General features: G+C 59.0%; 22 protein-coding genes. 17 read left to right on the top strand and 5 right to left on the bottom strand.

Annotated elements, in window-relative coordinates; all coding sequences use genetic code 11:
* The first annotated feature begins 49 nt into the window (after positions 1–49).
* From EKH79_RS08470 to EKH79_RS08440, 7 genes are all read left to right on the top strand, one after another.
* The gene (locus tag EKH79_RS08470) at positions 50–2,203 is read left to right on the top strand and encodes a type IV pilus secretin PilQ (protein ID WP_126673362.1); all 2,154 of its coding nucleotides are present in this window, start codon (positions 50–52) and stop codon (positions 2,201–2,203) included.
* Positions 2,204–2,338: 135 nt separating this feature from the next.
* A complete protein-coding gene (locus tag EKH79_RS08465) occupies positions 2,339–3,334 on the top strand; it encodes an AAA family ATPase (protein WP_126673361.1) in 996 nt (331 codons plus the stop codon).
* Entirely contained in the window at positions 3,331–4,263 is a 933-nt protein-coding gene (locus tag EKH79_RS08460; protein ID WP_126673360.1) for a DUF58 domain-containing protein, read from the top strand. Before EKH79_RS08465 ends, EKH79_RS08460 begins: the two co-directional genes overlap by 4 nt.
* Positions 4,260–4,769, top strand: a complete 510-nt coding sequence (locus EKH79_RS08455) for a DUF4381 family protein (RefSeq protein ID WP_126673359.1) — start codon at positions 4,260–4,262, stop codon at positions 4,767–4,769. The genes EKH79_RS08460 and EKH79_RS08455 overlap by 4 nt, the downstream gene beginning before the upstream one ends.
* On the top strand, positions 4,762–5,739 hold the full coding sequence (locus tag EKH79_RS08450) for a VWA domain-containing protein (protein WP_126673358.1): 978 nt from the start codon (positions 4,762–4,764) through the stop codon (positions 5,737–5,739). Before EKH79_RS08455 ends, EKH79_RS08450 begins: the two co-directional genes overlap by 8 nt.
* The gene (locus EKH79_RS08445; protein ID WP_126673357.1) at positions 5,736–7,721 is read left to right on the top strand and encodes a tetratricopeptide repeat protein; all 1,986 of its coding nucleotides are present in this window, start codon (positions 5,736–5,738) and stop codon (positions 7,719–7,721) included. The genes EKH79_RS08450 and EKH79_RS08445 overlap by 4 nt, the downstream gene beginning before the upstream one ends.
* Entirely contained in the window at positions 7,718–9,433 is a 1,716-nt protein-coding gene (locus EKH79_RS08440; protein WP_126673356.1) for a BatD family protein, read from the top strand. The genes EKH79_RS08445 and EKH79_RS08440 overlap by 4 nt, the downstream gene beginning before the upstream one ends.
* On the opposite strand, the gene EKH79_RS08435 is transcribed toward EKH79_RS08440, so the two are convergent.
* Complete coding sequence (locus tag EKH79_RS08435; protein ID WP_126673355.1) at positions 9,420–9,941, bottom strand: O-acetyl-ADP-ribose deacetylase; 522 nt, start codon at positions 9,939–9,941, stop codon at positions 9,420–9,422. The two genes, EKH79_RS08440 and EKH79_RS08435, sit on opposite strands and share 14 nt — an antisense overlap.
* Before the next feature lie 61 nt (positions 9,942–10,002).
* On the opposite strand from EKH79_RS08435, the gene EKH79_RS08430 reads away from it, so the two are divergent.
* A complete protein-coding gene (locus EKH79_RS08430) occupies positions 10,003–10,479 on the top strand; it encodes a MarR family winged helix-turn-helix transcriptional regulator (protein WP_126673354.1) in 477 nt (158 codons plus the stop codon).
* A gap of 66 nt (positions 10,480–10,545) precedes the next feature.
* On the opposite strand, the gene EKH79_RS08425 is transcribed toward EKH79_RS08430, so the two are convergent.
* The 4 genes from EKH79_RS08425 to EKH79_RS08410 all read right to left on the bottom strand — a co-directional run bounded on the left by EKH79_RS08425 (position 10,546) and on the right by EKH79_RS08410 (position 13,864).
* Positions 10,546–11,997 carry a M20/M25/M40 family metallo-hydrolase gene (locus EKH79_RS08425; protein WP_126673353.1) on the bottom strand — a complete coding sequence of 484 codons (1,452 nt, stop codon included), beginning with the start codon at positions 11,995–11,997 and terminating at the stop codon, positions 10,546–10,548.
* An 89-nt stretch (positions 11,998–12,086) separates the two neighbouring features.
* On the bottom strand, positions 12,087–12,488 hold the full coding sequence (gene mscL / locus EKH79_RS08420; RefSeq protein WP_126673352.1) for a large-conductance mechanosensitive channel protein MscL: 402 nt from the start codon (positions 12,486–12,488) through the stop codon (positions 12,087–12,089).
* 93 nt (positions 12,489–12,581) lie between these two features.
* Entirely contained in the window at positions 12,582–13,268 is a 687-nt protein-coding gene (locus EKH79_RS08415) for a fumarylacetoacetate hydrolase family protein (protein WP_126673351.1), read from the bottom strand.
* A 50-nt stretch (positions 13,269–13,318) separates the two neighbouring features.
* Positions 13,319–13,864: a hypothetical protein gene (locus EKH79_RS08410; protein WP_126673350.1), complete on the bottom strand. Its 546-nt coding sequence runs from the start codon at positions 13,862–13,864 to the stop codon at positions 13,319–13,321.
* A 235-nt stretch (positions 13,865–14,099) separates the two neighbouring features.
* On the opposite strand from EKH79_RS08410, the gene EKH79_RS08405 reads away from it, so the two are divergent.
* From EKH79_RS08405 to EKH79_RS08365, 9 genes are all read left to right on the top strand, one after another.
* The gene (locus tag EKH79_RS08405) at positions 14,100–15,332 is read left to right on the top strand and encodes an efflux RND transporter periplasmic adaptor subunit (protein ID WP_126673349.1); all 1,233 of its coding nucleotides are present in this window, start codon (positions 14,100–14,102) and stop codon (positions 15,330–15,332) included.
* A gap of 181 nt (positions 15,333–15,513) precedes the next feature.
* Positions 15,514–16,200 carry an ABC transporter ATP-binding protein gene (locus EKH79_RS08400; protein ID WP_126673348.1) on the top strand — a complete coding sequence of 229 codons (687 nt, stop codon included), beginning with the start codon at positions 15,514–15,516 and terminating at the stop codon, positions 16,198–16,200.
* Between the two features lie 10 nt (positions 16,201–16,210).
* A complete protein-coding gene (locus tag EKH79_RS08395; RefSeq protein WP_126673347.1) occupies positions 16,211–17,380 on the top strand; it encodes an ABC transporter permease in 1,170 nt (389 codons plus the stop codon).
* Between the two features lie 14 nt (positions 17,381–17,394).
* Complete coding sequence (locus EKH79_RS08390) at positions 17,395–18,711, top strand: ABC transporter permease (protein ID WP_199754206.1); 1,317 nt, start codon at positions 17,395–17,397, stop codon at positions 18,709–18,711.
* Between the two features lie 603 nt (positions 18,712–19,314).
* A complete protein-coding gene (locus EKH79_RS08385) occupies positions 19,315–19,890 on the top strand; it encodes a fimbrial protein (protein ID WP_126673346.1) in 576 nt (191 codons plus the stop codon).
* Positions 19,891–19,963: 73 nt separating this feature from the next.
* Entirely contained in the window at positions 19,964–20,707 is a 744-nt protein-coding gene (locus EKH79_RS08380; protein WP_126673345.1) for a fimbria/pilus periplasmic chaperone, read from the top strand.
* Between the two features lie 77 nt (positions 20,708–20,784).
* A complete protein-coding gene (locus EKH79_RS08375; protein ID WP_126673344.1) occupies positions 20,785–23,628 on the top strand; it encodes a fimbria/pilus outer membrane usher protein in 2,844 nt (947 codons plus the stop codon).
* Between the two features lie 32 nt (positions 23,629–23,660).
* Positions 23,661–24,740 carry a fimbrial protein gene (locus tag EKH79_RS08370; RefSeq protein ID WP_158621215.1) on the top strand — a complete coding sequence of 360 codons (1,080 nt, stop codon included), beginning with the start codon at positions 23,661–23,663 and terminating at the stop codon, positions 24,738–24,740.
* 14 nt (positions 24,741–24,754) lie between these two features.
* Positions 24,755–25,276, top strand: coding sequence for a fimbrial protein (locus EKH79_RS08365; protein WP_158621214.1), 522 nt, complete (start codon positions 24,755–24,757; stop codon positions 25,274–25,276).
* The last annotated feature ends 2 nt before the right edge of the window (positions 25,277–25,278 follow it).

Raw genomic sequence — 25,278 nt, 5'->3', positions numbered from 1 at the left:
AGGGGCTGATGCAATGACCAAATCAATCAAACCAGTCCGGAGCCGAGCCATGCACCTGGCCAGCCGTTGCCTGACGACCGTCATCATGCTGGGCGCCGCTACGTGGGTTAGCGCCGCCGCGGCGACCACGCTTCAGGACATCACCTACAAAACCCTACCGGGTGGCAAGGTGGAGGTTCACCTGAACTTTGACAGCAGCCAGGTGCCCGAGCCTCGCGTGTTCACGACGGATAACCCGCCGCGTATCGCGATCGACCTGCCCGATACCGTGAACAACGCTTCGCGGCACCAGGACATCGGTGTTGGTACGACGTCCGGTGTGTCTGCCGTATCGGCAGATGGACGCACTCGCGTGGTCATCGAGCTGATGCAAGCCTCGACTTACAAGTCTCGCGTCGAAGGCAATAGTCTCGTGCTGGTCGTCAACAATGGCAGTGCGCTTCAGCCAGTGACGACGGCTTCCACGGTCGATCCGTCGAAGGCGCTTCCGTCTGCCATGAACGGACCGGCCATCACCAATATCGACTTCCAGCGTGGAACCAATGGTGCTGGCCGGGTGCTGATCAATTTCAACGGTGCCGGTGCCAATGCCAACATGCATAGCCAGAACGGTAACGTCGCTGTCGACATCGACAACGCGCAGTTGCCGGCAAGCCAGGCTCAACGTTTGAACGTGCTGGATTTCGCGACGCCTGTGCAGTCCGTTTCGTCGCATTCGACGCCGGGCGGTGCACATGTGGATATTGCTTTCAGTGGTGACGTGGATACATCGTCCTACCAGACTGCTGATCAGTACGTGGTCGAGGTGACGCCCAAGAAGCACGATCCCAAAGCAGGCAATCCGCTGCTGAATCAACAGCCCGTCTACACCGGCACGCGCGTCACGTTCAATTTCCAAGACATTCCGGTTCGCTCAGCGCTGCAGCTCATCGCCGACGAATCGCAGAGCAACATCGTTGCCTCCGATACGGTCGGTGGAAGTGTCACCCTGCGATTGAACAATGTTCCGTGGGACCAGGCGCTGGATGTGATCCTGCGCGCAAAGGGCCTGGACAAGCGCCAGAACGGTAATGTGACCTGGATTGCGCCGCAAAAAGAACTCGCCGATTACGAACAAAGTCTTTCAGACGCGCGCTTCAAGGCAGAAGATACTGCGCCACTCATTACCACTTATGTTCCGATCAGCTACGGCAAGGCGCAGGACATTGCCAAGCTGTTGACCACCGGCACCATGCAGAGTACTTCGGGTGGCGCAAGTGGTCCTGCGAGCCAACATCGCGGGTTCCTGTCAACGCGCGGCAGTGTAACTTTCGATATTCGCACCAATACGCTGCTAATCAACGATACGGCAGAAAAGACGGTGGAGTTGCGAGCGATCATTTCGCAACTCGATCGCCCTGTGCAGCAGGTCTTGATCGAGTCGCGGATCGTTATTGCGACAGATGACTTCGAGCGCGATCTCGGGGTTCAGTGGGGTGTGAGCGGCAACCGTACCAACCCGAGTGGACAGGTGCTGCAGGTCGGTAGCGCTATCGGTGGTGCACAAGGTAATAACGGCACTTCGGACACATTGGGCTCGGGTGGTCTGAACGTGAATCTGCCCGCCACACCATCACAGGGCAGCGCGTCCTCCCTCGCTGCTGCCATTCTGGGCAAGAACTACGCGCTCGATCTGGAACTGTCCGCGGCACAACTTGAAGGTCGCAGCGAGGTGGTTTCCAGTCCGCGTGTGATTACCGCCAATCAGCAGGAAGCAGATATTCGCCAGGGCCAAGAGATTGGTTACGTGACGTATCAGAATACGGCTGGTTCTGGCGGCGTAAGCGGTACAGCTACCGTGGCATTTAAGGACGCTGTGCTGGAACTGAAAGTTACACCGACGATCACTGCAGACAGCCGAGTCTTCCTGAGCATCAATGTGAATAAGGACTCGCTCGACCACTACATCACCGTGCCGGGCAGCGGTCAGGTGCCTGTCATCGATACGCGCTCGCTCAACACCGCGGTGCTTGTCGACAATGGCCAGACGGTCGTGCTGGGCGGTATCTACGAAGTTAACAAGAGCGACACGATCTCCAAGGTTCCGGGCTTGGGCGACATCCCCGGCCTGGGCGTCCTCTTCCGCAGCACACAGCACATCAACGACAAGGATGAGCTGCTGATCTTCGTCACCCCGCGCATCCTGAGCGACAGCCTGCAATAAGCGCGAAAAACGACGACGCAATGAGAAGGGGCGGCCACTGTGCCGCCCCTTTTTACGTTTGGAAAAGGTAAGTCCTGCCAAACTTTTAGCCACCACCGTGGTCTGAAATGGGACCACGCAGTACAGGATTTTTGGATGGATATGCCCCAAGTCTCGATGCCCGGGCGTTTACAGCTCGCTTTTGCCCGCCTGCGCGATGACCTGCAGCGCCACATCATCGGTCAGCCGCACCTTATCGATTGCCTGCTGATCGCTCTGCTGGCCGATGGTCATCTGCTGGTCGAGGGCGCACCCGGATTAGCCAAGACCACCGCTGTGAAAGCCCTGGCCAGTCGCATCGAAGCCGATTTTCACCGCGTGCAATTCACGCCGGATCTATTGCCGGCCGATTTAACGGGCACCGACATCTTCCGTCCTCAGTCAGGCAGTTTCGAGTTTGAACGCGGGCCGCTGTTTCACAACATCGTGCTGGCCGATGAGATCAATCGAGCCCCAGCAAAAGTGCAATCGGCCCTGCTCGAGGCGATGGCGGAGCGCCAAATCACGGTGGGACGCAGCACCTGGCATTTGCCCGAACTTTTCATGGTGATGGCCACGCAGAATCCGATCGAGCAAGAGGGTACGTTTGCGTTGCCCGAAGCGCAGCTCGATCGCTTCGTCATGCACGTTACGATCGGTTATCCCGATGCCGCATCGGAATTGGCCATCCTGCGATTGGCGCGAGAGCAGGCGAGTAAGCCCGCACAACAGGCACCATCCGTTACACCCATCGTCACGCAAGACGACGTATTCGCCGCACGCGAAGCTGCCTTGGCCGTCCATATGGCACCCGCGCTCGAGCACTACATTGCGCAGCTGGTCTTGGCCACGCGCGACGCCGGACGCTACGGGCCGGAATTGAAACGGTGGATTGCATGGGGAGCGAGTCCTCGCGCCACCATCGCATTGGATCGCTGCGCACGCGCGCACGCATGGTTGAACGGGCGCGATTTTGTGCTCCCCGAAAATGTTCACGCCATCGTTTATGAAGTGCTGAGGCACCGCGTATTGCTCAGCTACGAAGCCGAAGCCGAAGGCATTCGTAGCGAGAAGGTTATCCATCGGCTGCTGGATCTTGTACCTCTACCGTGAACGCTGTCGTCTCCCAGCATGTGGACGGGAATGGCCGTGTCCAGGTGTCGCTGTCCGAATTGATCGCGCTGCGCAGTCGTGTGGCGCGAATGCGATTGCCGCCGCGTGACAGTCGCGCCACCCATGTCGGTGCGCAGTCCAGCCGATTGTATGGTCGCGGCATGGACTATGCCGAATCGCGTGCGTATCAACCGGGCGATGATGTACGTCGTCTCGATTGGCGATTGACCGCGCGCAGCGGCCGCTTGCACACCAAGCTTTTTCAGGAAGAACGCGAAGGCCAACTACTTATCCTGATGGATCAGCACGCGAGCATGCGCTTTGGAACGCGTGTGCGTTTCAAGTCCGTGCAAGCTGCCCGAGCGGCGGCATTGGCTGCCTGGTACGCAGTGAGGGCAGGCGAGCGAGTTGGCTTGATGACGTTCGGCGGCAACGCTCACTTGCAGCGTCCGCGTGGGGGAACTCGCGGCGCTTTGGACATCTGCGGCGCTCTGGCACGATGCGATGCCAACCCAACGGATCATCAGGAATCGCTCTCACAAGCGTTCAAGCGCGTCATTCGGCTTCAGCAGAACGCCAATCGTGTATTGCTGATCAGCGACGGACAAAGCGCGGAGGACGATGCGCGCGATCGTATGCTTGAATTGATGCGCCACACCGCGTTGCGTGTGCTGATCGTAGCCGACGCGCTCGAGCTGAATGAGGTGCCGGCAGGTTATTACCCGATCGAGCACCACGGTGAACGGCACAACCTCGTGCTGGAAACGGCAAGTCAGCGTGAGGCATTTCAGAAAAGCCTAGGTGCAGGACAAGCCAAATTGATGGCGATGGCTCAATCGCTGGGCGTGCCGTATCGCGTCATGGATACGGCAGCAGACCCGCTCGAATCGACAGCGGCGTTGTTGCTTGAAGCGGGAACTCGGCGATGAACGCATCGTTCCCGCAACCGCAAAGCGACGTGGTACTGCGTGATGTGCACATGCCGCCGTCGCCGCCATGGTGGCCACCCGCGCCAGGTTGGTGGGTGCTGCTCGCCATCGCCTGCGTCGCTCTTTTCATTGCTTTTTTGCTCTATCGACGCTGGCGCCGCGCACGCATGCGACGCCAGCAGATACTCGCGGAGCTGCATGCATTAGCGACCCGCCACGGCGATGACGATATTGCTTATGCATCATCACTCCACCAGTTGCTGCGCCGCGCCGCGCGCCGCTATGCCACGGATGCCCACCAACGACAGGGCGCGGCATGGCGAGAAGTGTTGGCACGCGTACCCGTCGATACCGCAACGCTCGACAAACTGATGACGCTCGACGCGCGCATGTATCAGCCACGCGCAGATTTTGATCGGATGAGTGTGCAGGCCGCCGCGTATCACTGGTTGGAAACGGCGCTTCGACGCGAAAAGGCTGTCGCCGGGAGCGCGGAACATGCCTGAGTTTGCATGGCCATGGGTCTTCGCGTTTCTGCCGTTACCGTGGCTGATCTGGTTCGCCATAAGACCCGCATCACCGGGACAGGCATTGCGGCTGCCGCACGCGACGCTCACCTGGGACATTGGGCGAAGTCTCTCGGCGCGCAGCGCGACATCCTGGTTGCTGGGGTTGGGCTGGCTATGTCTGTTGGTCGCGGCAGCCAGGCCGCAAACCCTGGGCCCACCCCAGGCGCAACAACACAGCGGGCGCGCCGTCATGCTCGCCGTCGATCTGTCGGGCAGCATGCAAACGCCTGATATGGTGCTGGCGGGCCGGCAAGTGACGCGCTTCGGAGCCGTCGAGGCGATCGCCGGCGACTTTATCTCACGCCGAAGCGGTGATGAGATGGGACTCATCGTGTTTGGTACGCACGCCTATCTCGTTACGCCTCTTACCTACGATCTCAGTGCGGTAAGCGCGCAATTGCAAAGTGCGGCAGTTGGACTGCCGGGCACAGAAACCGCGATTGGCGACGCTATCGGCGTCGCTGTGCGACGTCTGTCTGCGCTACCTGAATCGTCGCGCGTGCTTGTTCTGCTCACGGACGGTGTCAACAACTCCGGCAGCATTTCGCCTCAAGATGCAGCGCGCGCAGCGAAGGCCGCCGGTGTTCGCATCTATACCATTGGTATCGGTGCGACACGCATGACGGTACCAGGATTGTTCGGCGACACCGAGGTCAATCCGTCCGAAGATCTCGATGCCGGTATGCTCACCTATATCGCGCATGAAACCGGCGGCCAGTTCTATCGGGCCACGGACGGCAATCAATTGGCGGATGCCTATCGTGCCATCGATGCATTGGAGCCGATGCCACAACAAGGCCCGACGCTGCGTCTGCATCACGAGCTGTTCCGCGCTCCGCTCGGTGCAGCGGCACTTTGTTTGCTGATTGGCATGCTGTGGCCACGCTTGCGGGTGCCTCAGTCATGATGGAAGCCTTTCATCAGTTCCATTTCCTGCAGCCGGGCTGGTTGTTCGCTCTGCTGGCTTTGCCGGTATGTCTGTGGCTGGGACTGCGCCGCGATGCCTCGCGACGCGAACTCAGCAAGCTGGCAGACGAGGCATTGCTGCCTTATCTGGTCACAGGCCAGGGTCGGCGCACGCACACGCCTGCGTGGCTCTTTTCGCTGGGCTGGTTGCTGTGCACCCTCGCACTGGCGGGGCCGACCTGGAGCCGAATCGCTGAGCCGATGTATACCAATCGTGCCGCACAGATTGTGGCTATTTCGTTGTCGCAGCATATGCAGGCGACGGACATACAACCTAGCCGCATGCAGCGTGCGCGCTACAAGGCACGCGATCTATTAGCGGCCAATCGTGATGGATTGAATGCACTCATCGGTTATGCAGGCCAGAGTTTTGTCGTGGCGCCACTGACAAGCGATGCGCACAGCCTTGATGATCTCTTGAATGCCATGGGGCCGGATACCATGCCGGTCGATGGCGACAACGCGGCGCAGGCGATCCAGCAAGGTGTGGAGCTGATCCGTCATGCCAAATTGAATAATGGCTCGATCGTGCTGATCACCGATGATGCCGACAACGCCGCTCAAGCTGCAGCGCGCGCAGCATCGTTGTCCGGAGTGCACGTCTCGGTGTTGGGTGTCGGTACGCCACAAGGCGCTCCCGTGCCTCAAGGTGACACCGGATTTGCCCACGATGAACAGGGCAATATGATCGTTGCTCGTCGCGACGACCACGACTTAAGCAACCTCGCGCAAGCCGGTGGCGGCCGTTACGCGGTAATGAGCGAGGACAGCAGCGACATCACGGTACTGCACGCCGAACTGCAGCCTTCACAACACGCAACGCTTGCCGAAGGGCAAGCCGGTGACGTCTGGCAAGATCGCGGACCGTGGCTGCTATTGCCGTTGTTGCTTGTCGCAGCCATGACATTCCGGCGCGGCTGGGTGATGTTGCTGCCGCTGGTGTTGCTGCCCTGTTGGCCAACTCACGCCTATGCGTCCGGTTGGCAGGATTGGTGGCAACGTCCCGATCAACAAGCAGCGAGCGCATTGCAGCAAGGCAACGCCGCCAAAGCGCAGCAGCTTGCGCAAGATCCGGCCTGGCGTGGCGTTGCTGCGTATCGCGCGAAGGATTACAACGGTGCGGTGCAGGCGCTGGAACAGGCAAAAGGCCCCGATGCTGCCTATAACCTCGGCAACGCGCTCGCTAAATTGGGTAAGTATCCGGGCGCTATCAAAGCCTACGACCGTGCGCTGCAATTGAATCCCGCCAATGACGATGCGCGCGTCAATCGCAATGCAGTCGAAGAGGCGATGCGCAAGCAGCAACAGCAGAATTCGCCGTCGCAGCAGCAACAGAAATCGGGAAATGGTCAGAGCGACCAGAGTCAACAGAAAGATCAGTCTGGACAGTCGCCGGGACAAAACCAAAGCGATCAAAATCAGGCGCAGCAGGGCGGCCAGTCTTCGCAACAACAAAATGGCGCGCAGCAGGATGCTAAAAACCAGGCGAAACCTGATCAAAGCGGCCAGCAACAGAATGGCCAACAACAGAGCAACGGAACGCAAGATGCTCAGGCGCGCAGCGAACAGCAAGATGCCAAATCACAGCAGGAGCAGCGCGACCACGACTCCCAGAATTCAGCCAGTCAGAACCCCGCGCCCGCCTCTAGCAGCGAACAGGTGCAAACCGAGCAGGCGCAACAGGCCTTGCGTCAACAGATGAATCATGCGTTGGCTCAAGCGCAGAAGAAGGGCGACAAGAAGCCCGTGACGCATGAACTTGGCGCGATCGATAGCGATGACCCGCTCTCGAAATTGCCTGATGACGTTCGTCGTAATCTGGAACGCGTGCCGGACGATCCGGGTGCGCTACTGCGTCGAAAGTTTGAATTGGAGTATCGCAAACGCATCGGCGCCCAGCCAGTCGATGGAGATGTTCAATGATGTACCGTTGGCTATGGCTTCTCTGTCTTTTACTGCCGTTGAGCGCCATGGCGAATGGTGTGCACGCCGTGCTCGATCGGAATGAAGTACATCTTGGCGAGACGGTGACACTCAATGTACGCATCGATGGCACCATGAATGCCAGTACGCCGGATCTCAGTGCGCTGAATAACGATTTCGAAATACTCGGCGCTTCGACTAACAGCGTATTGAACGTCGTCAACGGTCAACAGACGGCGCAGGTGATTATCGGCGTCGCATTGCGACCCAAGCATGTGGGCGATTTGCAGATACCGTCGTTGACGATCGCAGGCAATCCAACGCAGCCACTGACGCTGCATGTCGATCCACCCGAAAATTCGGCGACGGGTGCTGACAATCACAAGGATGTCTTTATCGACATCACGGCTGACCCGAGTCATGCCTACGTAGGTCAGCAACTGCTTCTGCGCGTGCGCCTGTTCTTCGACGTGAATATCAACGGCGGAACGTTGCCCGATCCACAGGCCGACGGCGCAGATTTGCGACGGCTCGGTGGGGACACGGATTATGAGTCCGTGCGAAACGGAAAGCGCTATCACGTGGTGGAACGACGCTACGCATTGATCCCGCAGCGCGCGGGAACCGTGACAATCCCGTCGTTCGAATTTCAAGGCGAGGCCGTTGAACCTGGCGACGCCAATGATCCAGGGCTTGGCGGCCTGTTTGGCAACAGCACGCCGGTCGAGGCGGATTCGTCGCCAGTCACGATTGACGTGCAGCCAACGCCTTCCAATTGGGGCAAGACGACATGGCTGCCCGCACGGACGCTGACGCTGGATCTTCAGGGGTTGCCGAGCGATGGCAAGATCACTGCGGGCCAGCCGCTTAATCTGCACATGACAGTGGAGGCGATGGGTCTCCCGGCCGATGCACTGCCAGAACCGAGTTTGCCGACGATCGACGGCGCGACGGTGTATCCCGATCAACCCACCAATACGACGCAGGATGATGGACAGTGGCTGACGGGACGCCGTGAACGCGGCTTCGCTATTTTTCCTCAGCGCGCAGGCACTCTCACTATTCCTGCTACAACGCTGACCTGGTTTGACGTACAAAGCGGGCAGCAGCAGGTGGCGACGATTCCTGCGCGCACGTTGACTGTCGTCGCAGCGGCAAATGGATCGCCAGCAACGCCGTCCTCTACAACTCAAGCCGCGGTGACCGCGACGCCAGCGGTTGCGAGCAGTGTGCCTGCAACGTCGAACGCAACAACACAGTCCGCTGGACCTTCCTTCTGGCAATGGGTCGCTATCATCAGCGTGGGACTATGGTTGCTCAGCATCGCGGCGTTTTTGTGGTGGCGTCGATCCAGGCGCAAGCCTGCTTCGTCGGGATTGCCCCGCGCGATGGATTCTGCACGGCATTTACGTCATGCATTCATGGATGCAGCACGCGGTCGAGACAGCACGTTGCAAGCGCATAGCCTGTTGGCGTGGGCACGTGCGGAACGCCCCGGCTTGCAGAACCTCGGTCAGCTATCTGCTGAGTTGAACTCCGATGCGCAACGCGAAGCGATCGAACGTTTGCAGCGTGCGCAGTATGCGGATCACGCAACAAGCGGTACAACCGATCTCGCCGCGGTCTTCGTCAACGGTTTCGTGTGGCGTGTTGAAAACACATCGGCGAACGATTCGCCGCTGCCGCCGTTATATCCCTTCAAACTTGATTGAATGCGCGTTGCCAGATCGCCGTCATGCGGCCGTCGAAACCGCACAATTGCACCTCAAGTTTCGGATGGGTTGTCAATACGTCGCGGAGCGTGGCAATGGCGACCTTCGCGGCCTGATCTGGCGGATAGCCATACACACCACAACTGATGGCCGGAAAACCGACGCTATTTAGATCGTGCTCAATAGCCAAGGCGATGCACGAGCGATAGCAGCTCGCCAGATGGACTGCTTCACCGTCATGGCCGCCATGCCATACCGGCCCCACGGTGTGGATGACGAAACGCGCGGGAAGCGAAAAACCCGGTGTGATGCGTGCCTCTCCGGTAGGGCAACGGACGCCGGGGTTGACCTCGGGAATCGCCCGGCAGGCCGCCAATAGCGCCGGACCGGCGGCCCGGTGGATGGCGCCATCCACCCCGCCACCGCCCAGCAAGCCGGGATTGGCGGCATTCACGATGGCGTCCAGGGCCAGTCGCGTAAGGTCGGCAGTGACGAGAGTAATGGGCATAAGTTCAGGTGGTTTCGGCTTATGCTTAGGCAGTCAAGTGACACCCAGAGTGCTGCACATCATGCCAAAACCGGAAGATATTTCCTTCGGCTACCTGCTCAACGACGTCACGTTGTTGTTCCGCAAGCATTTTGATCGGCGCGCCGTGAAGTTCGGATTGACGCGTGCGCAATGGCGCGCGACAAAGATGCTCTATCGCCGCGAGGGTCTCAGACAGACTGAGCTGGCCGAGTTCCTGGAGATGGAACCGATTGCTGTGGGCCGCGTGATCGATCGCCTGCAGGCTGCCGGATTCGTCGAACGCCGCCCCGATCCCAAGGATCGCCGTGCATGGCGTTTGTATACGACCGCACAGGCCAGCGGCGTGGTCGATGACATGGAACGCATCGCTTATGAGCTGCGCCGCGAATGTACCGTCGGCGTCACCTATGAAGAACTGTCGCAGGCGATGGACGTGATGACACGCTTGAAAGAGAACCTGCAGGCGCTCGATACCACTGAAGCGCCGCCTTCGCCGGAAGGCGAGGAAAGCAAATAACGCTGATCGTCATGCATGAAAAAAGGCGGCCTTGGCCGCCTTTTTTGTTGACGCGAAAACGCTCAATTATTCGCCCGCACCATCGTGCGCAAAAGCGCCCGGTGCCGAACCGAAATCACCATCGGCCTGCGCCGCCATGTACGTAAACACAGCATAGACGGCCACGTTCTGCGCCAGCTCCTGCGGGTTGATCTTGTCCAGCGTGTCGTTCGCCGTATGGTGCCAATCAAAATAATTGGTGGCGTCCTGATCGAGCGAGAGTGCAGCCATGCCCCTCAGATGCATCTGCGATAGATCGGAACCGCCGCCGCCCGGATGCGTGGGGTCGTAGGTCACGCCAATCGGCGCGAGTACCTTGGCAATCTGCTCGATGGCGCCGCGTGCCTGCGGCTTCACGCTCGCCCGCATTTGGTAAACGGGCGCCGCACCGAGATCCGACTCGGTTCCAAGCTGGAACTTGCCGACTTCGGCAGCGTGCTTGTCTGCATACGCGCGACCACCCCAAAGACCCATTTCCTCGTTGGCAAAGGCGACAACGCGAACGGTGCGATCCGGGCGCTGCGGAAGATCGTGGATGACTTTGGCTGCGCCGAGTGCGATCGCCACACCGGCGCCGTCATCGATCGCGCCCGTACCCGGATCCCAGGAATCCAGATGGCCGCCGATCACCACCACCTGGTCCGGATATTTGCGGCCGGTGAGTTCGCCGATCACGTTGTAGCCGGTGTACTGGCCGACGATGCCGCAATCCAGATCCAGCTTGATGCTGACGGGCTTGCCGTAAGCAAGCACGCGCTCCAGCTGGTCAGCGTCCGGGTTGGACAGGGCTGCGGCAGGAATCGCCTTGTCGGGGTGCGCGAAGTCGCTGAAATCGGTCACGCCGGTATGCGGCGTGCGGCTATTGGCGTCGGTGCCGGCGGAACGCAGCAGAAACGCCGCGGCTCCCTTCGACGCGGCAACCAGCGGGCCTTCTTCACGAATGCCGCCGCCGATGCCGTAATCATGGCCGTCTTTCGTGCGGTGCATGCGATAGCCGATGTAGACGATCTTGCCCTTGATGCTGGCCGGATCGGCGGCTTTCAGCGCGTCTAGGCTGGCGAATTGCACCACCTGAGCGGTCAGGCCGCCCTTGGGCGTACCCGACGAATAACCCAGCGCAATCAGATCCAGCGGCTGCGGAAACGGCGCCACGATGGCACCGTGCTCGCTGCGGCGAACCCACAGCGGATAGGTCACCGCCTCGGTGTAAACCTTGTCGAAGCCCAATGCCTTGAACTTGGCAATCGCCCATGCGCGTGCGCGCGGATCGTTGACGCTGCCTGCCATGCGTGCGCCCACTTCCGTGGTCAGCGACGTGACCACGTCGTACGCCGTGCTGTCGTGCATGGCCTTGTCGCGCAGCTGTTCGGCAGTCTGCACGGCGGATGCGGGAATGGTGGTGGGCGCATCCGCTGCGCAGGTAAGGCCAGTAACCAGCATCAGGCTGGCGGCAAGAAGGGTAAGGGTGGGGCGTTGCATCGGTGACTCCTCGTAGCGAACCCCGATTATGGGGCTCGCACGAGGCAGTGCTTAGGCCGGAAGTCATGCTCGCCCCCTGGGCGAGCGGTTTATTGCCGGGTTTTGAGGAGATCGCGAATCTCGGTGAGCAGCACTACGTCAGCTGGCGTGGCGGCCGCGGCCTTGGTGTAGAAGCGGTTGACGAGCTTCACCAGGATGAAGATGGCAAAGGCGACGATCAGGAACGCAATGATCGTGTTGATGAAGCTGCCGTACGCGATGGCGACTTCCGGAATCTTGTGCGCGGGGTTGCTGTTGTCGGCTGGCCGGATAATCCACTTCATGGCGGAGAAGTCGATGCCGCCGGTAGCCCAGCCGATGGGCGGCATGATGATGTCGCTAACCAGTGACGTGACAATCTTGCCGAACGCAGCGCCGATGACGATACCGACCGCCATGTCGACCACATTTCCGCGCATGGCAAATTCTTTGAATTCCTGCAGCATGCTCATTGTCATCTCTCCCAGGGTAGTGAGCCGGACGGCAGGCCGACTTTAACGCAGGCGGGAGCAGGCAGACAGGGTTTCAGACGCCGAGCCGGCTATTCAGACAATGCGGCCATCCAGCGTTGCGATGCCCTTGAGCTCCGCATGGAAACGATCGCCGCGTTGCAATGCCGCCACACCTGCGGGTGTTCCCGTGAAAATCAGATCGCCGGGCTTGAGCTCGAACAGCTTGGACAGCGAGACGATGATGTCGACAACACTATGCACCATCTCGCTGAGATGACCTTGCTGACGCAGCGTGTCGTTGATGTGTAATGTGATGTTGGTATCGGCCGCGGGTGTCGCTTCCGTTGCCAGCCGCAATGCGGACACGGGCGCGGAATGATCGAACGCCTTGGCGACATCCCAAGGATGACTCTTGGCTTTTGCAATGGCCTGCAAATCGCGACGCGTTAAATCCAGACCCACGCCATAGCCGAAGATGGCGTCGGCGGCCTGGACGGCATCCAGATCGTGTCCGCCTGATTTTAGTGCGACTACCATTTCCACTTCATGATGCAGATCCGAGGTGGCTTGCGGGTACGGCACATCGGCGCCATCGGTCACCACCGCATCGGCAGGCTTGCAGAAAAACATCGGCGCGGATGTGTCCACCGTCGCGCCCATTTCGCGTGCATGTTCGGCGTAGTTGCGGCCGATGCAAAACACGCGGCGCACAGGGAAACGTTCCTCGCGGCCGTAAATGGGAAGGCTTGGGATAGCAGGCGTTTCGATGATGTATGTCATGGTGCAAGGGTAGCAGTTATCGAATGGGCGACCCAGCCGCCCAAGTGGCGTCACGAAGCAGCATGCGGGCGAAAAAGGATATCGAATAACACTGTCCACGTTTTGCCGTTGTCGCGTGAACCAAGGCATGTTTCGCGCACGCCGTCCTTTACAGGCTCCCATGTCACACGCTGCAGTTGCACACCTTGTGTATCGGTGATGCGGCCGCTCAGGACAATGTTGTTGCCTTCCCGCGCACCTTCCACCACCACAAGCTCGCCCTGGTTGCTTACCCAACTCTGATGCCACACGTTGCGGCTGGCATCGTAAATGGTGAAGCTCTCGCCGCTGTAACCGTCGGTGCGTGTGTAGACCTCGCGCAATGCACAGCCGCCGAGAATGGATGTGACGCGATTGCGCGCCACCGAAGTGCTCGCGGGCTTTTCGTCCTTGATGCGAAACGTATCCCAGTCGCCCAACCAGAAATCGAACTGCCTGAATTCGGGTGCCTTGCAGTAATTACTTGTCATGGCAGGTGTTGCTTGCGTCGACTTTGGCACAATGACCAGCAGGGAGCTCGTCATCAGAACGCAGGCGATGAGCGGTAATTTCGGCATCACTGGCTCCAGGGAACCGTCAACATGGCGTTGGCGATCATACGTGACGGCTACGACCGCACACCGTGCCATGGTGGCTATGCATCTTAGAAAGATACGGGTTCGTGTCGAATCATGACGTTCTGATACGTCATAGAACATGACAGCTGTCATTGATAAGGGCTGATGAGCGCACGTAGTCCGCCCGGATTCGAACCACTATCGTGCGTTCATTGGGAAACAAAGGGACAGCAGGGTGAGCAACAGCGATCTCTTGAAGGAACTACGCATTGAGCGTCATCAGCGTGAAGAACACAGTGGAGGTTCGGGCCGTTGGCCATGGATCGTCGGTGCAATCGTGCTGGTCTTGCTGGTTGTCGGATTCGGTGGCTGGTGGATGCTCGGTCATCGGGCCGTCGCCGTACACACCGCCACCGCGGTCGCCGCGGCCAATGATCCGGGTGCAGGCGCCGTGTTGCAGGCCACGGGTTATGTCACCGCACGCCGGCAGGCGACCGTGTCTGCGCAGATCACCGGCACGTTGACCGAGGTGCTGATCGAAGAGGGCGACCGCGTCAAGAAAGATCAGGTGCTGGCACGACTGGACGATAGCGAATACAAAGCGGCGCTCGACACGGCTGTCGCGCAAGCGAGGGCTGCGCATGCATTGGTAAATCAATTTCAGGCGCAGCTGGCGCAAAATCTTCGCGACGCTGCGCGCGACGACGAACTCGTCAAACAAGGCTTAGTTTCCAGACAAGCCACTGAGCAGGCGCGCACGCTCGCCGACAGCACGCGTGCGCAACTCGGCTCTCAAGAAAAACAGGCCGTTGCTGCAGATGCCGAAGTGGTCGAAGCGCAAGTCAATTACGACTACTGCGTAGTACGTGCACCCTTCGACGGCGTGATTACCACCAAGGACGCGCAGGTGGGTGAAATCATCTCGCCATTCTCTACCGGTGGTTTCACGCGCACCGGCGTCGGCACGATCGTCGATATGGATTCGCTTGAAGTCGATGTGGACGTCAATGAAGCGTACATCGGACGCGTCACGCCGAAGATGACTGCCGAAGCGGTGCTCGATGCGTATCCCGATTGGCGTATTCCCGCGCACGTGATTGCCATCGTGCCCGCTGCCGATCGCGGCAAGGCCACGGTGAAAGTGCGTGTGGCGATGGAACAGAAAGATGCGCGCATCGTGCCAGACATGGGGGTGCGTGTGTCATTCCTTGAAGCTAAGCAGACCGCGGCGACGCCGGGGCCGAAGGGTGTCTTTGTGCCGGAAAAAGCGATCGTGCAGCGTGATGGCAATGCGAGCGTCTTTATCGTTGCTGATGGGAAAGTGCGCCAGCAAACGGTGCAACCGTCGACACAAGACTTTGGCGACAAGCGTCTGATTCCCACATCAGTGAATGCGGGCGACGTAGTAGTGGTGTCACCGCCCGATGATCTGCACGACGGTTCCGAGGTAAAGATTCAAACCGACTAGCGACCAATACGCCCTCCCCTGTTTGCAGGGGAGGGCTGGGGTGGGGTCAAACACACTTGCGTCAAGGCAAGTGCGAGCAACCCCCTCCCAACCTCCCCCTGCGAGCAGGGGGAGGGGAAAAGACAAGCAGCATGTGTCTTTGACGCGTGCTGATGGCAGTTCTACTCAGGAGGATGTAGTTATGGGTACGTTGATCGAAATCCGCGATCTCTCCAAAGTGTATGAACGCGGCAAGCAAAAAGTCGAAGTGCTGCATCACATCAACCTCAATATCGCCGAGGGCGATTTCCTCGCGTTGATGGGACCGTCGGGTTCGGGCAAGACGACCTTGCTCAATCTCATGGGCGGTCTGGATACGCCGACCGGTGGCAGCATCACAGTAAGTGGCCAACGGATCGATCAGTTGAGCGCGGGTGCACTGGCGCGCTGGCGTGCATCCAACGTTGGTTTCGTGTTCCAGTTCTACAACCTGATGCCGATGCTCAGCGCGCAGAGGAATGTGGAATTGCCGCTGCTGCTCACCAAACTCTCCGGCGCGCAACGGCGCAAGAATGCATCGATTGCTCTGCAACTGGTGGGTCTCGCCGACCGTGCGTCGCACAAGCCGAGCGAGCTTTCCGGCGGTCAGCAGCAGCGCGTGGCGATCGCACGCGCGATCGTCTCCGATCCTGCATTGCTGGTATGCGACGAACCGACCGGCGACCTGGATCGTCAATCGGCGGAAGAAGTGCTGGGTCTGCTGCGTCAGCTCAACCGCGAGCATGGCAAGACCATCGTGATGGTGACGCACGATCCCAAAGCCGCCGAACACGCCGATCACACGTTGCATCTGGACAAGGGCACGCTGGTCGAGCCGGCCACGGCCTGAGGAGGCTGCGATGAAATACTTTCATCTCATCTGGGCAGCGCTGTTCCGGCGCAAAGCCCGCACAGTGCTGACACTGGTATCGATTGCGGCGGCGTTCCTGCTGTTCGGCATGCTCGATGCGGTACGCACGTCATTCGATCAGGCGGGCAAGAGCGCCAACGGCGCGCAGCGTCTGCAGACCGGTTCCAAGCTCTCGTTTATCGACACGTTGCCGCAGGGCTTGGGGCAGAAAATCGCTACGGTGCCCGGCGTGAAATCGGTGGCGTATTCCAACTGGTTCGGTGGCGCGTATCAGGATCCGCACAATCAGGTGTTCACGTTTGCCGTCAGCGATAACTACATCGATCAATATCCGGAAGTGCAGGTCACCGACGCGGCACGCAAGTCGTTCCTGGAGACGCGAACGGGCATTCTGGTTGGCGACAAGCTGATGGAGAAGTACCACTGGAAAGTGGGCGATCAGATTCCGTTGCAGTCGAATATTTTTCCGCAGCAGGATGGCAGCAAGAACTGGACGTTCAACATCGTCGGTGTATTGCACCCGACGGAGCAGAGCGCGTCGTTTTATAGCCAAATCATTCTGATGCACTGGAAGTATTTCGACGACGCCGTGATGAAGGGCTACAACAATGGGCAGGTGGGCTGGTACGTCACGCGTGTCAACGATGTGAACCAGGCCGACCAGGTGGCCAAAGGCATCGACGCCATATCCGCCAATTCCGATCATGAAACCCGCACGCAGACTGAAGCAGCCGCTACAGCATCTTGGATGAAACAGTTGGCCGACATCGGATTGATCGTCGGTTCGATCATGGGTGCCGTGTTCTTCACGCTGCTACTGCTGACGGGCAATACGATGATGCAGGCAGTGCGTGAACGCACATCGGAACTGGCCGTTCTTAAAACCCTGGGCTTTTCCGATCATGGTGTGTTGGCGATGGTATTGGCCGAATCCGTGTTGCTCGTAGTGCTGGGCGGTGTGATCGGGATAGCGTTGGCGGCGGTGTTGATTCCCGGCGTCAGCGCCAACAGCGGCGGCATGCTGAATCTGCCGACGGTGGGCGAGAGCAGCTGGTTGTTGGGTATCGCGCTGATGCTGGCGATCGGTGTGGTGGTAGGCGCCATTCCCGCATGGCGAGCCATGCGCTTGAACATTGTCGACGCGCTGGCTGGCCGGTGACAGGAGTCCAGATCATGACATTTCTTTTCAATCTTCTCGTGCTCGCGATCTTGGTCGTCGCATTGTTCGTATGGGTGCAATTGCCATGGTATGCAGTGCTGGCGATAGCCGTTGTGTTCGCGCTGTGGATGGCGATTAGCCGGCGCGGTCGACAAGCCGCATCGGTGACCAGTGTGGGCATTAGTACGCTCAAGCAACGTATGGGTTCCTCATCCGTGGTAGTGATCGGCATTGCCGGCGTGGTGGGTGTGCTCGTGGCGCTGCTGGCGATGGGCGAGGGCTACAGCCAAACGTTGCGCAACACCGGTAGCGACGATACGGCGATCGTGTTGCGTGGCGGCTCGGCCAGCGAAGTGAGTTCGGTGCTGACACGTGACAGTATTTTGGTCATCGAGCAAGCGCCCGGCATTGCGCGTGATAAGCAGAACAAGCCGATCGCTTCGGGTGAAATCGTCGTAGCGGCCAATCTGCCGGTAAAAGGCGGCGCGGCAGATGACGAAGGCAGCGTACAAGTACGCGGCGTCGGTGATGAGGCATGGGCGTTGCGTCCCAACGCCAAGATCATCGCTGGCCGTGCGTTCCAACCTGGCATGCGTGAGCTGGTCGTGGGGCAGGGTGCGCAACGGCAATTCGTGGGATTGGAGCCGGGACATGAAATCAAGCTCGGCACGCAAACGTGGAATGTCGTGGGCGTGTTTGCTTCAGGCGACGCTTACGACTCGGAAATCTGGGGCGATGCGGATGTCGTTGCGGATACCTATCGCCGCGGCAGCAGTCGTACGTCCGTTTTTGCCAAGCTCACCGACGCCAAAGCGATGGACACGTTCAAGGCGGCACTGGCAGCCGATCCGCGTCTGCAAGTGGATGTCGACACCACGCTCAACTACTTCAGCAAGCAATCCGAAGGCATGAGCAAGGTCATGCGCATCATGGGCATTACGGTGGGTTCGATCATGGCGATTGGTGCCATCTTCGGTGCGCTCAACACCATGTTTGCGGCGGTCGCCGCGCGCGCTCGTGAGATCGCGACATTGCGCGCCATCGGTTTTCGCGGCGTGCCCGTTGTCGTGGCCGTGATGTTGGAAACGATGTTGCTGGCTTTGCTTGGCGGTCTTATTGGCGGCTTGCTTGCGTGGCTGATCTTCAATGGATGGACAGCTTCCACCTTGGCGGCCGGCTCCACCGGGCAACTTGCGTTTACCTTCAAAGTGACGCCAGAACTGTTGTGGGAAGGTTTGAAGTGGGCGCTGGCGATTGGCTTCGTGGGCGGCCTGTTTCCCGCATTGCGTGCCGCACGGTTGCCGGTAACCACGGCATTGCGCGAGCTATAGTCTGATGGCGAGAGCACAGGCATTTGCCTGTGCTCTTCGTTCTTGCACGCCATCCCGACACCAAAGACATCCTCATGACGCCTGATGTATCGCTCAGGCTATGCGCGTGTGCGCATTTGACACTTTCTCGTGGGCCTCGCGCGATATCGGCGTCAGGCGACTTGCGCGAGCGGCGACGTCCATAGCCGCAAACGAAGCCCGATTCTTTGACTCGAATCACCCTTCTCCATTTTTCATACTTGTCCTAATTTTTATTTTTCAGATCAGTCCCATTCTTTGGTCTTTTTCGTCTGATTACCATGCGCAGCACGTGCTCAAACAACACCGAGCCCTAGCGCACTTCGACTGATCCCCCCGGCCATTACGGTTGGCATCGACTCTGCGCTAGTTCGCAAGCGCCAAAGGAAAGGCATCCCTGACTGGATAGTAGTTATCCGGGTCGAAGGGATGTTGCCCGGAAGAAATCCATCCCATGGATATGCCGGGTTCCGAAACGTGAGTTGAGCGAAGCATCTTCGTCATTCGTCATCTGGCGAGAGACAAGAGTAGTCCGCCATGGCGGCGGATTTTTAATTTGAAACCCTCCATCAAGGACTTAGATTCATGAAGCACATCAAACTCGCCTCCGCCCTGGTTGTCGCTATGGGTATCGCCGCAGCCGGCGTTGCCAGCGCAGCGGCTTCCACCGGTGGCACCATCACGTTCACGGGCGCCGTGACCGACCAGACCTGCACCGTCACCGGCGGCGCCGGCACCAACGGCGGCTCGGGCAACTTCACCGTGGCTCTCGATCCGGTTCCGGCTTCCGACCTGGCTGTTGCTACCGACGTCGCTGGCAACAAGACGTTCCAGGTCATCATCGGCGGTCCGAATCAGACCACCTGCGAAGACGGCAAGGTCGCCACGATGTCGTTCGTGCCGTCCAGCCCGCAGGTCGATGCGGCTACCGGCGCGCTGAAGAACGCGCTCAGTGGCCAGGCCACCAACACGGAAGTGCAGGTGCTCGACAGCACGGGTACGGCCATTGTCCTGAACGATCCGGCCAACGGCGTGACTTTCCCGGCCATCGTCAACAACACGGCGACTGCTGATTTCCAGGCGCAGTACCTGGCTGTTGGCGGCGGTGCGACCGCTGGTCTGGTGAGCACGGACGTGCTGTACCAGGTTGTCTACAACTAATCCGCTGTAGAGCCATCGCTCCCTATCTCGGTGGCCGCATGGCGCGGTCACCGAGAGATTCTTGAGGTGATATATGAATAACGTAATGCGCTATGCCATGGCAGGCTGTCTTTTACTCGCGGGCGTCTTTGCCGGCCGCAGCGAAGCCAGTGTGGTGATCGGCGGCACGCGTGTCGTGTATCCGGCCCAAGACAAGGAAGTTACCGTCAAGCTCACCAACGAGGGCAATCAACCCGCGCTCGTGCAGGTGTGGCTGGATGACGGCGATGACAAATCCACGCCGGACACGGCGAAAGTGCCTTTCACTGTCATGCCGCCTGTTTTCCGCATCGATCCGTCCAAAGGACAAGCGGTGCGTCTGGTTTACACCAAAGAACCATTGCCGACCGATAAGGAAAGCCTGTTCTGGGTGAACGTGCTCGAAGTGCCGCCGAAGGCTGCTGAAGATGGCAAGAACCATCTGCAGTTCGCTTTTCGCACGCGCATCAAATTGTTTTTCCGTCCGACCGGTTTGTCGGGCGACGTAGCAACGGCTCGCGACAAGCTCACATGGAAAGTCGTGCCCAATACCAAGGGCAAAGGTTTTGCCGTGCAGGCCACCAACCCCACGCCTTACTACGTGTCGTTTGCACACGTTGGCGTGAAAGCGGGCGATCGCGAGATCGACGGTGAGGGCGGCATGGTTGCGCCGGGTTCGTCCACGGTTTTCCCCATCGAAAATCTCAGCAGTGCCCCGAGTGCGGGTACGCAGGTGGTCTTCACCACCATCAATGACTTTGGCGCGCTCGACAAGGTTGTAAAGCCGCTCGATCAGTAAGTCGGTTGTTCCTTTCGTTCCTCCGAGGCCGTGTTCGCCACGGCCTTAGGAGTCTTGCGCTTCACCGGGAGATCGTTGTGTCCATCAAGCAGTCCAGCAAATCGGAACGTATCCGTGCTGTGGCGCCCATGCGTCAGAGGCTGCTTTCGGCTTGGATCATCGGAATCCTGATTTCGCCCTCTTTGTTGCATGCGGCGGCGGCCGATCCAGCTGTCGATCCTTCCTCCGCCGATCCCGCCGCAACGACGGCGGTAACGTTCGATGCGGACTTCTTTCCCGCAGGTATGGCGCCGAAAGTGGATCTCTCGCGCTTTGAAAAGAGCGGTGCAGTTGCACCAGGTACTTATCGTGGCGACATCATCCTAAACCGCGTTTGGCGCGCAAACACCGATATCGTTTTGGACGTTGCGCCGGGTGGCAAGGATGTCTTGCCGTGTTTCGACAAGACATCGCTTGCGAGCTATGGCGTCGATCTGAAGAAAGTCGCTGCCGATACCACGCATCCTGACAAAAAGCCCATTCCGGACGGTCGATTCTGTAGCCCGCTGAGCGACTACATTCCTGGTGCTACCACCAGTTTCGACGGTGGCGAACAGACGCTCACCATCGAGGTGCCGCAGATCTACTCGTCGCACAACGCGCGTGGCTGGGTGGACCCGTCCGAATGGAACAGCGGTATCAACGCGGCGGTGATCGGTTACAACGCCAACTTCTACCGCAGCGACGATGGCAATCGTTCGCTTGCTAGCGGCTATCTTGGCCTGAACCTGTCCCAGCACATCGGTTCGTGGAGCCTCAACCACACCGGTTCGCTCATGTGGACCGAAGGCCATGGCAACAAATACCAGCCTAGCTCGACCTTCTTGCAGCACGATATCCCGTCACTGGGTGCGCAAATGCTGGTGGGTGATACGTTCACGCCGGGCGATCTGTTCGATAGCGTGCGTCTGCGCGGTGTGCGCCTCTTCAGTGACGATCGCATGCTGCCCAATTCATTGCGCGGCTATGCACCCATCGTTCGCGGTGTGGCAGATACCAATGCGCATCTGATTATTCGCCAGCACGGCTACGTGGTGTACGACACCAACGTAGCGCCCGGTCCCTATGTCATCGATGATTTGTCGCCAACCGGTTACGGTGGCGATCTGGATGTCGAACAGATCGAAGCCGATGGGCGTGTGAAGCGCTTCACGGTGCCCTTCGCGGCGGTACCGATGTCATTGCGTCCGGGCATGTCGCGCTGGAGTCTGGCTGCCGGCAAGATCAATCAGCTCAACCTGATCGATGAGCCGACCATTTTGCAAGGTACGTATCAACGTGGCCTTACCAATCTTGTCACGGCTTATGGTGGCGCTACCTTGGCTACCGATTACGCATCGGTGATGGGCGGTGCGGCATTCAATACCAAAGTGGGCGCATTCGCGGCAGACGTCACAGAGGCGCGCAATCGCGTGCCCGGGCAGTCCGCCACGACGGGCACCAGTGTTCGGGTGAGCTACAACAAGAATCTGGTCGACACCGGCACCAACTTTGCGGTGGCGGCTTACCGGTATTCCACCAGCGGCTACGTCGGACTACAGGACGCCACGTATATGCGTGACGCCGCCGCGCGTGGTCAAAACCCTGGCGCCATCCAGCGTCAGCGCAACCGCATGGACGTGAACATCAGCCAGACGCTGGGCGATCGCTACGGTCAGTTCTTCCTGACCGGTTCCGTGCTCGATTATTGGAATGCGCGTGGCCGCCAGGTGAATTTCAGCGCGGGCTACAGCAATCGCTGGAAACTGCTGAACTACAGCATCAGCGCACAGCGTACGCGCGACACGACGAGTGCAAATTCGCCGTACAGCAGCCCGATCACCGACAGCATTCCTGGCGATATCACGGCGCCGGTGGGTGCGCCCACCACGCCGGGTCGCGTCGATACGAGCATTTTCCTCACGCTTTCCATGCCGCTGGGCCGGGCGGCGCGTGCGCCGACTTTCAATGTGCTGACGAGCCATTCGCAGCAAGGCGGTAGCAACGAGCAAGCCAGCGTCAGCGGCATGCTTGGCGACGAACAACGTTTGGCCTACGGCGCAACGCTCAGCCACGACCCAAGCACCACCAACGCAAGCGTGAATGCCCAGTACAACGGTAGTCACGGCAATTACGCCGCGAGCTACAGCTACGGCACCAACTATTCGCAGGCGAGCGTTGGTACTTCGGGCTCGCTGATACTGCACGGCGGCGGCTTCACCTTCTCGCCGCCCACCGGCGACACTATCGCGCTGGTGCACGCACCCAACGCAAAAGGTGCGCGAGTCCTCAGCGGGCAGGGTTCTGTGGTGGACGGGAACGGTTATGCGGTCGTGCCGTATTTGCAGCCTTATCAGCTCAACACCGTCGAGCTCGATCCCAAGGACTCCAGCACCAGTGTGGAGCTGAAATCCACGAAAGAAAGCGTGGCTCCGCGCGCGGGCACCGTGACGCTGCTCAACTACGAAACCATTAGTGGCCGCGCATTGCTCGTTGAAACCAGCTTGCCTGACGGCCGTCCTATCCCGTTTGGCGCCAATGTGTTGGATGAGAAGGGCGACAGCATCGGTGTCGCCGGTCAGGCAAGCCGCCTCTATGTGCGCGACATGCAATCGTCAGGCGTCATCACCGTGCAGTGGGGCGAAGGCGACTCGGATTCGTGCCAGATCAATGTGCAACTCAAACCGCAAGCCAAAGGTGTGCGCACGGATATGGAAAAGATCCAGGCGTCGTGCGTACCCAAGGCATCGGCTGCTACGCAACAAATCAATTCGTCGGTCACCAAGCCGGTCGCCGTGCTCAACCACGGTGGTCATGGCGTGCGGCTCGATGGCGCAACGGAATATGCACCTCTACAACGTAACCACATTTCCCACGGTTTAACCGCGAGGGACGCAGTATGACTATGCATGGTTCCAATTCGTCGCAGCTTCACATGCGTCCCGCTGGCGTCAAGGCGCGCTGCATGAGGGGGATGATGGGTTTTTATTTCGCCATCATTGCTTTGTGCGTGAGCGGTTTTCTCCCAGGGAACGTTTGGGCCTCTTGCTCATTTCTAGCCGGAAGCACCGTTACGCTTACTGCATCGTTGACTGGATCCATCACGGCAGGTCGCGATGTGCCCGTTGGCACTGAGCTGTATCGCTCTCAGGCCGTAGTGAATACAAACACCAACATAAATTGCGATGCGCTGAGCGTCTTCAACTATTCCTACGCTTCAACGCCGTTGCCGGTATCGGGCTACGTAAGTTCTACTTTCGGTAACCAACCCATCTATCAGACCAACATTCCCGGCATCGGTGTGGTGGCTTGGGCTGGTTCGCAAAGCCAGGCGTTTCCCGCCAACTTTAATTCGGTGGGTGCTGGCTCGAATTACTCATGGGGCACCCACCGCTTCTATTTCAGTCTGGTTAAAACGGCCAGTGTCGTCGGCTCTGGCGCCATCACCGCTTCTAGCCTGCCCACCGTTCAGTATCGTATTGGGTCAAACAATTTGCTTGTTGAACTGGGTAGCGCCTCAGGTTCGTTGAACGTCATCACCGGAACGTGCGCGACGCCCGATATCAACGTGTCGATGGGCACTCATCTCACATCGGAACTTACAGGTGTGGGCAGCACTACGTCTCAATGGGTGCCTGTAAACATTCAATTGAATAATTGCCCGGCGTTCTTTGGCTATTGGTCGTCGACCAACACCGATGGGGCGACGTCGACTGCGTTGATTGGCGCGAATTCAATTCAGTACAGCATCAGCCCTAGCAATGGCGTGGCCAACGCCACAAACGGCGTGATGAATCTCTCGTCAGGTGGTGCTACCGGCATGGGCATTCAGTTGACGAATACCAGCAACGCGCCAGTTCAGTTCAATAAGGCTACGCCTTCCGGATTAACTCTTAACCAAACGAGTTCGGCGAACTACACCATTAATCTTCAGGCGCGTTACTACCAGACGGGCACGTCTATCACTGCGGGAGCGGCAAATGCCACCGCTACCGTTACGTTGACCTATCTGTGATCACGGTGATGGCCATGAAATATAGATGTGCGACTTGGTTCTTGTTCGCGGCGCTTGCGGCGCCGTCGGCACCTGTTTTTTCGACGGACTTGACTATTAGCTTCAATGGTCAGTTCGTTGTGCCTACCTGCAAGTTTACGGTCAATGGCGGAAATAGCGTCAACCTAGGTACCTATGCAAATACGTATTTCAATACGAATACGTCAACACCTGCTGTGGGAATTCCGATCGCTGCAACGGGATGCACAACAGGTATCAGTACGATCCATCTTAGTTTTTCGGGCGCGGCGGATTCATCAAATAACCAGTTATTCGCCGCGAACAGTGGTTCGGGTGTTGCGGGGGTTGCCATTGAGCTGCTTGCTGCATCCACGCAAACACGAATAACACCAGGCAGTAGCGTTGACTGGACGGGTGTCAATCCAAGTCTGCCGACCAATACCTACAACCCCATGGTGCGTTTTTACAAGACGACAGGGGCCGTTACGGCGGGAACTGTCAACGTTCCCATCACCATCAACTTCACTTACAACTGATT

This window comes from Dyella dinghuensis (genome assembly GCF_003977615.1).
GTDB classification, from domain to species: domain Bacteria; phylum Pseudomonadota; class Gammaproteobacteria; order Xanthomonadales; family Rhodanobacteraceae; genus Dyella_B; species Dyella_B dinghuensis.
The sequence above is the reverse complement of the archived record's forward strand: the minus strand, read 5'-3'. Positions and strand labels throughout refer to the sequence as shown.

Excerpts from the sequence above, each read along its gene's own strand:
- EKH79_RS08400 (WP_126673348.1), top strand. The coding sequence starts at position 15,514 with ATGGGTACGTTGATCGAAATCCGCGATCTCTCCAAAGTGTATGAACGC.
- EKH79_RS08470 (WP_126673362.1), top strand. The coding sequence starts at position 50 with ATGCACCTGGCCAGCCGTTGCCTGACGACCGTCATCATGCTGGGCGCC.
- EKH79_RS08445 (WP_126673357.1), top strand. The coding sequence starts at position 5,736 with ATGATGGAAGCCTTTCATCAGTTCCATTTCCTGCAGCCGGGCTGGTTG.
- EKH79_RS08415 (WP_126673351.1), bottom strand. The coding sequence starts at position 13,268 with ATGACATACATCATCGAAACGCCTGCTATCCCAAGCCTTCCCATTTAC.
- EKH79_RS08465 (WP_126673361.1), top strand. The coding sequence starts at position 2,339 with ATGGATATGCCCCAAGTCTCGATGCCCGGGCGTTTACAGCTCGCTTTT.
- EKH79_RS08430 (WP_126673354.1), top strand. The coding sequence starts at position 10,003 with ATGCCAAAACCGGAAGATATTTCCTTCGGCTACCTGCTCAACGACGTC.
- EKH79_RS08450 (WP_126673358.1), top strand. The coding sequence starts at position 4,762 with ATGCCTGAGTTTGCATGGCCATGGGTCTTCGCGTTTCTGCCGTTACCG.
- EKH79_RS08385 (WP_126673346.1), top strand. The coding sequence starts at position 19,315 with ATGAAGCACATCAAACTCGCCTCCGCCCTGGTTGTCGCTATGGGTATC.
- EKH79_RS08370 (WP_158621215.1), top strand. The coding sequence starts at position 23,661 with ATGCGTCCCGCTGGCGTCAAGGCGCGCTGCATGAGGGGGATGATGGGT.
- EKH79_RS08380 (WP_126673345.1), top strand. The coding sequence starts at position 19,964 with ATGAATAACGTAATGCGCTATGCCATGGCAGGCTGTCTTTTACTCGCG.
- EKH79_RS08425 (WP_126673353.1), bottom strand. The coding sequence starts at position 11,997 with ATGCAACGCCCCACCCTTACCCTTCTTGCCGCCAGCCTGATGCTGGTT.
- EKH79_RS08455 (WP_126673359.1), top strand. The coding sequence starts at position 4,260 with ATGAACGCATCGTTCCCGCAACCGCAAAGCGACGTGGTACTGCGTGAT.
- EKH79_RS08435 (WP_126673355.1), bottom strand. The coding sequence starts at position 9,941 with ATGCCCATTACTCTCGTCACTGCCGACCTTACGCGACTGGCCCTGGAC.
- EKH79_RS08410 (WP_126673350.1), bottom strand. The coding sequence starts at position 13,864 with ATGCCGAAATTACCGCTCATCGCCTGCGTTCTGATGACGAGCTCCCTG.
- mscL (WP_126673352.1), bottom strand. The coding sequence starts at position 12,488 with ATGAGCATGCTGCAGGAATTCAAAGAATTTGCCATGCGCGGAAATGTG.
- EKH79_RS08440 (WP_126673356.1), top strand. The coding sequence starts at position 7,718 with ATGATGTACCGTTGGCTATGGCTTCTCTGTCTTTTACTGCCGTTGAGC.
- EKH79_RS08395 (WP_126673347.1), top strand. The coding sequence starts at position 16,211 with ATGAAATACTTTCATCTCATCTGGGCAGCGCTGTTCCGGCGCAAAGCC.
- EKH79_RS08365 (WP_158621214.1), top strand. The coding sequence starts at position 24,755 with ATGAAATATAGATGTGCGACTTGGTTCTTGTTCGCGGCGCTTGCGGCG.
- EKH79_RS08390 (WP_199754206.1), top strand. The coding sequence starts at position 17,395 with ATGACATTTCTTTTCAATCTTCTCGTGCTCGCGATCTTGGTCGTCGCA.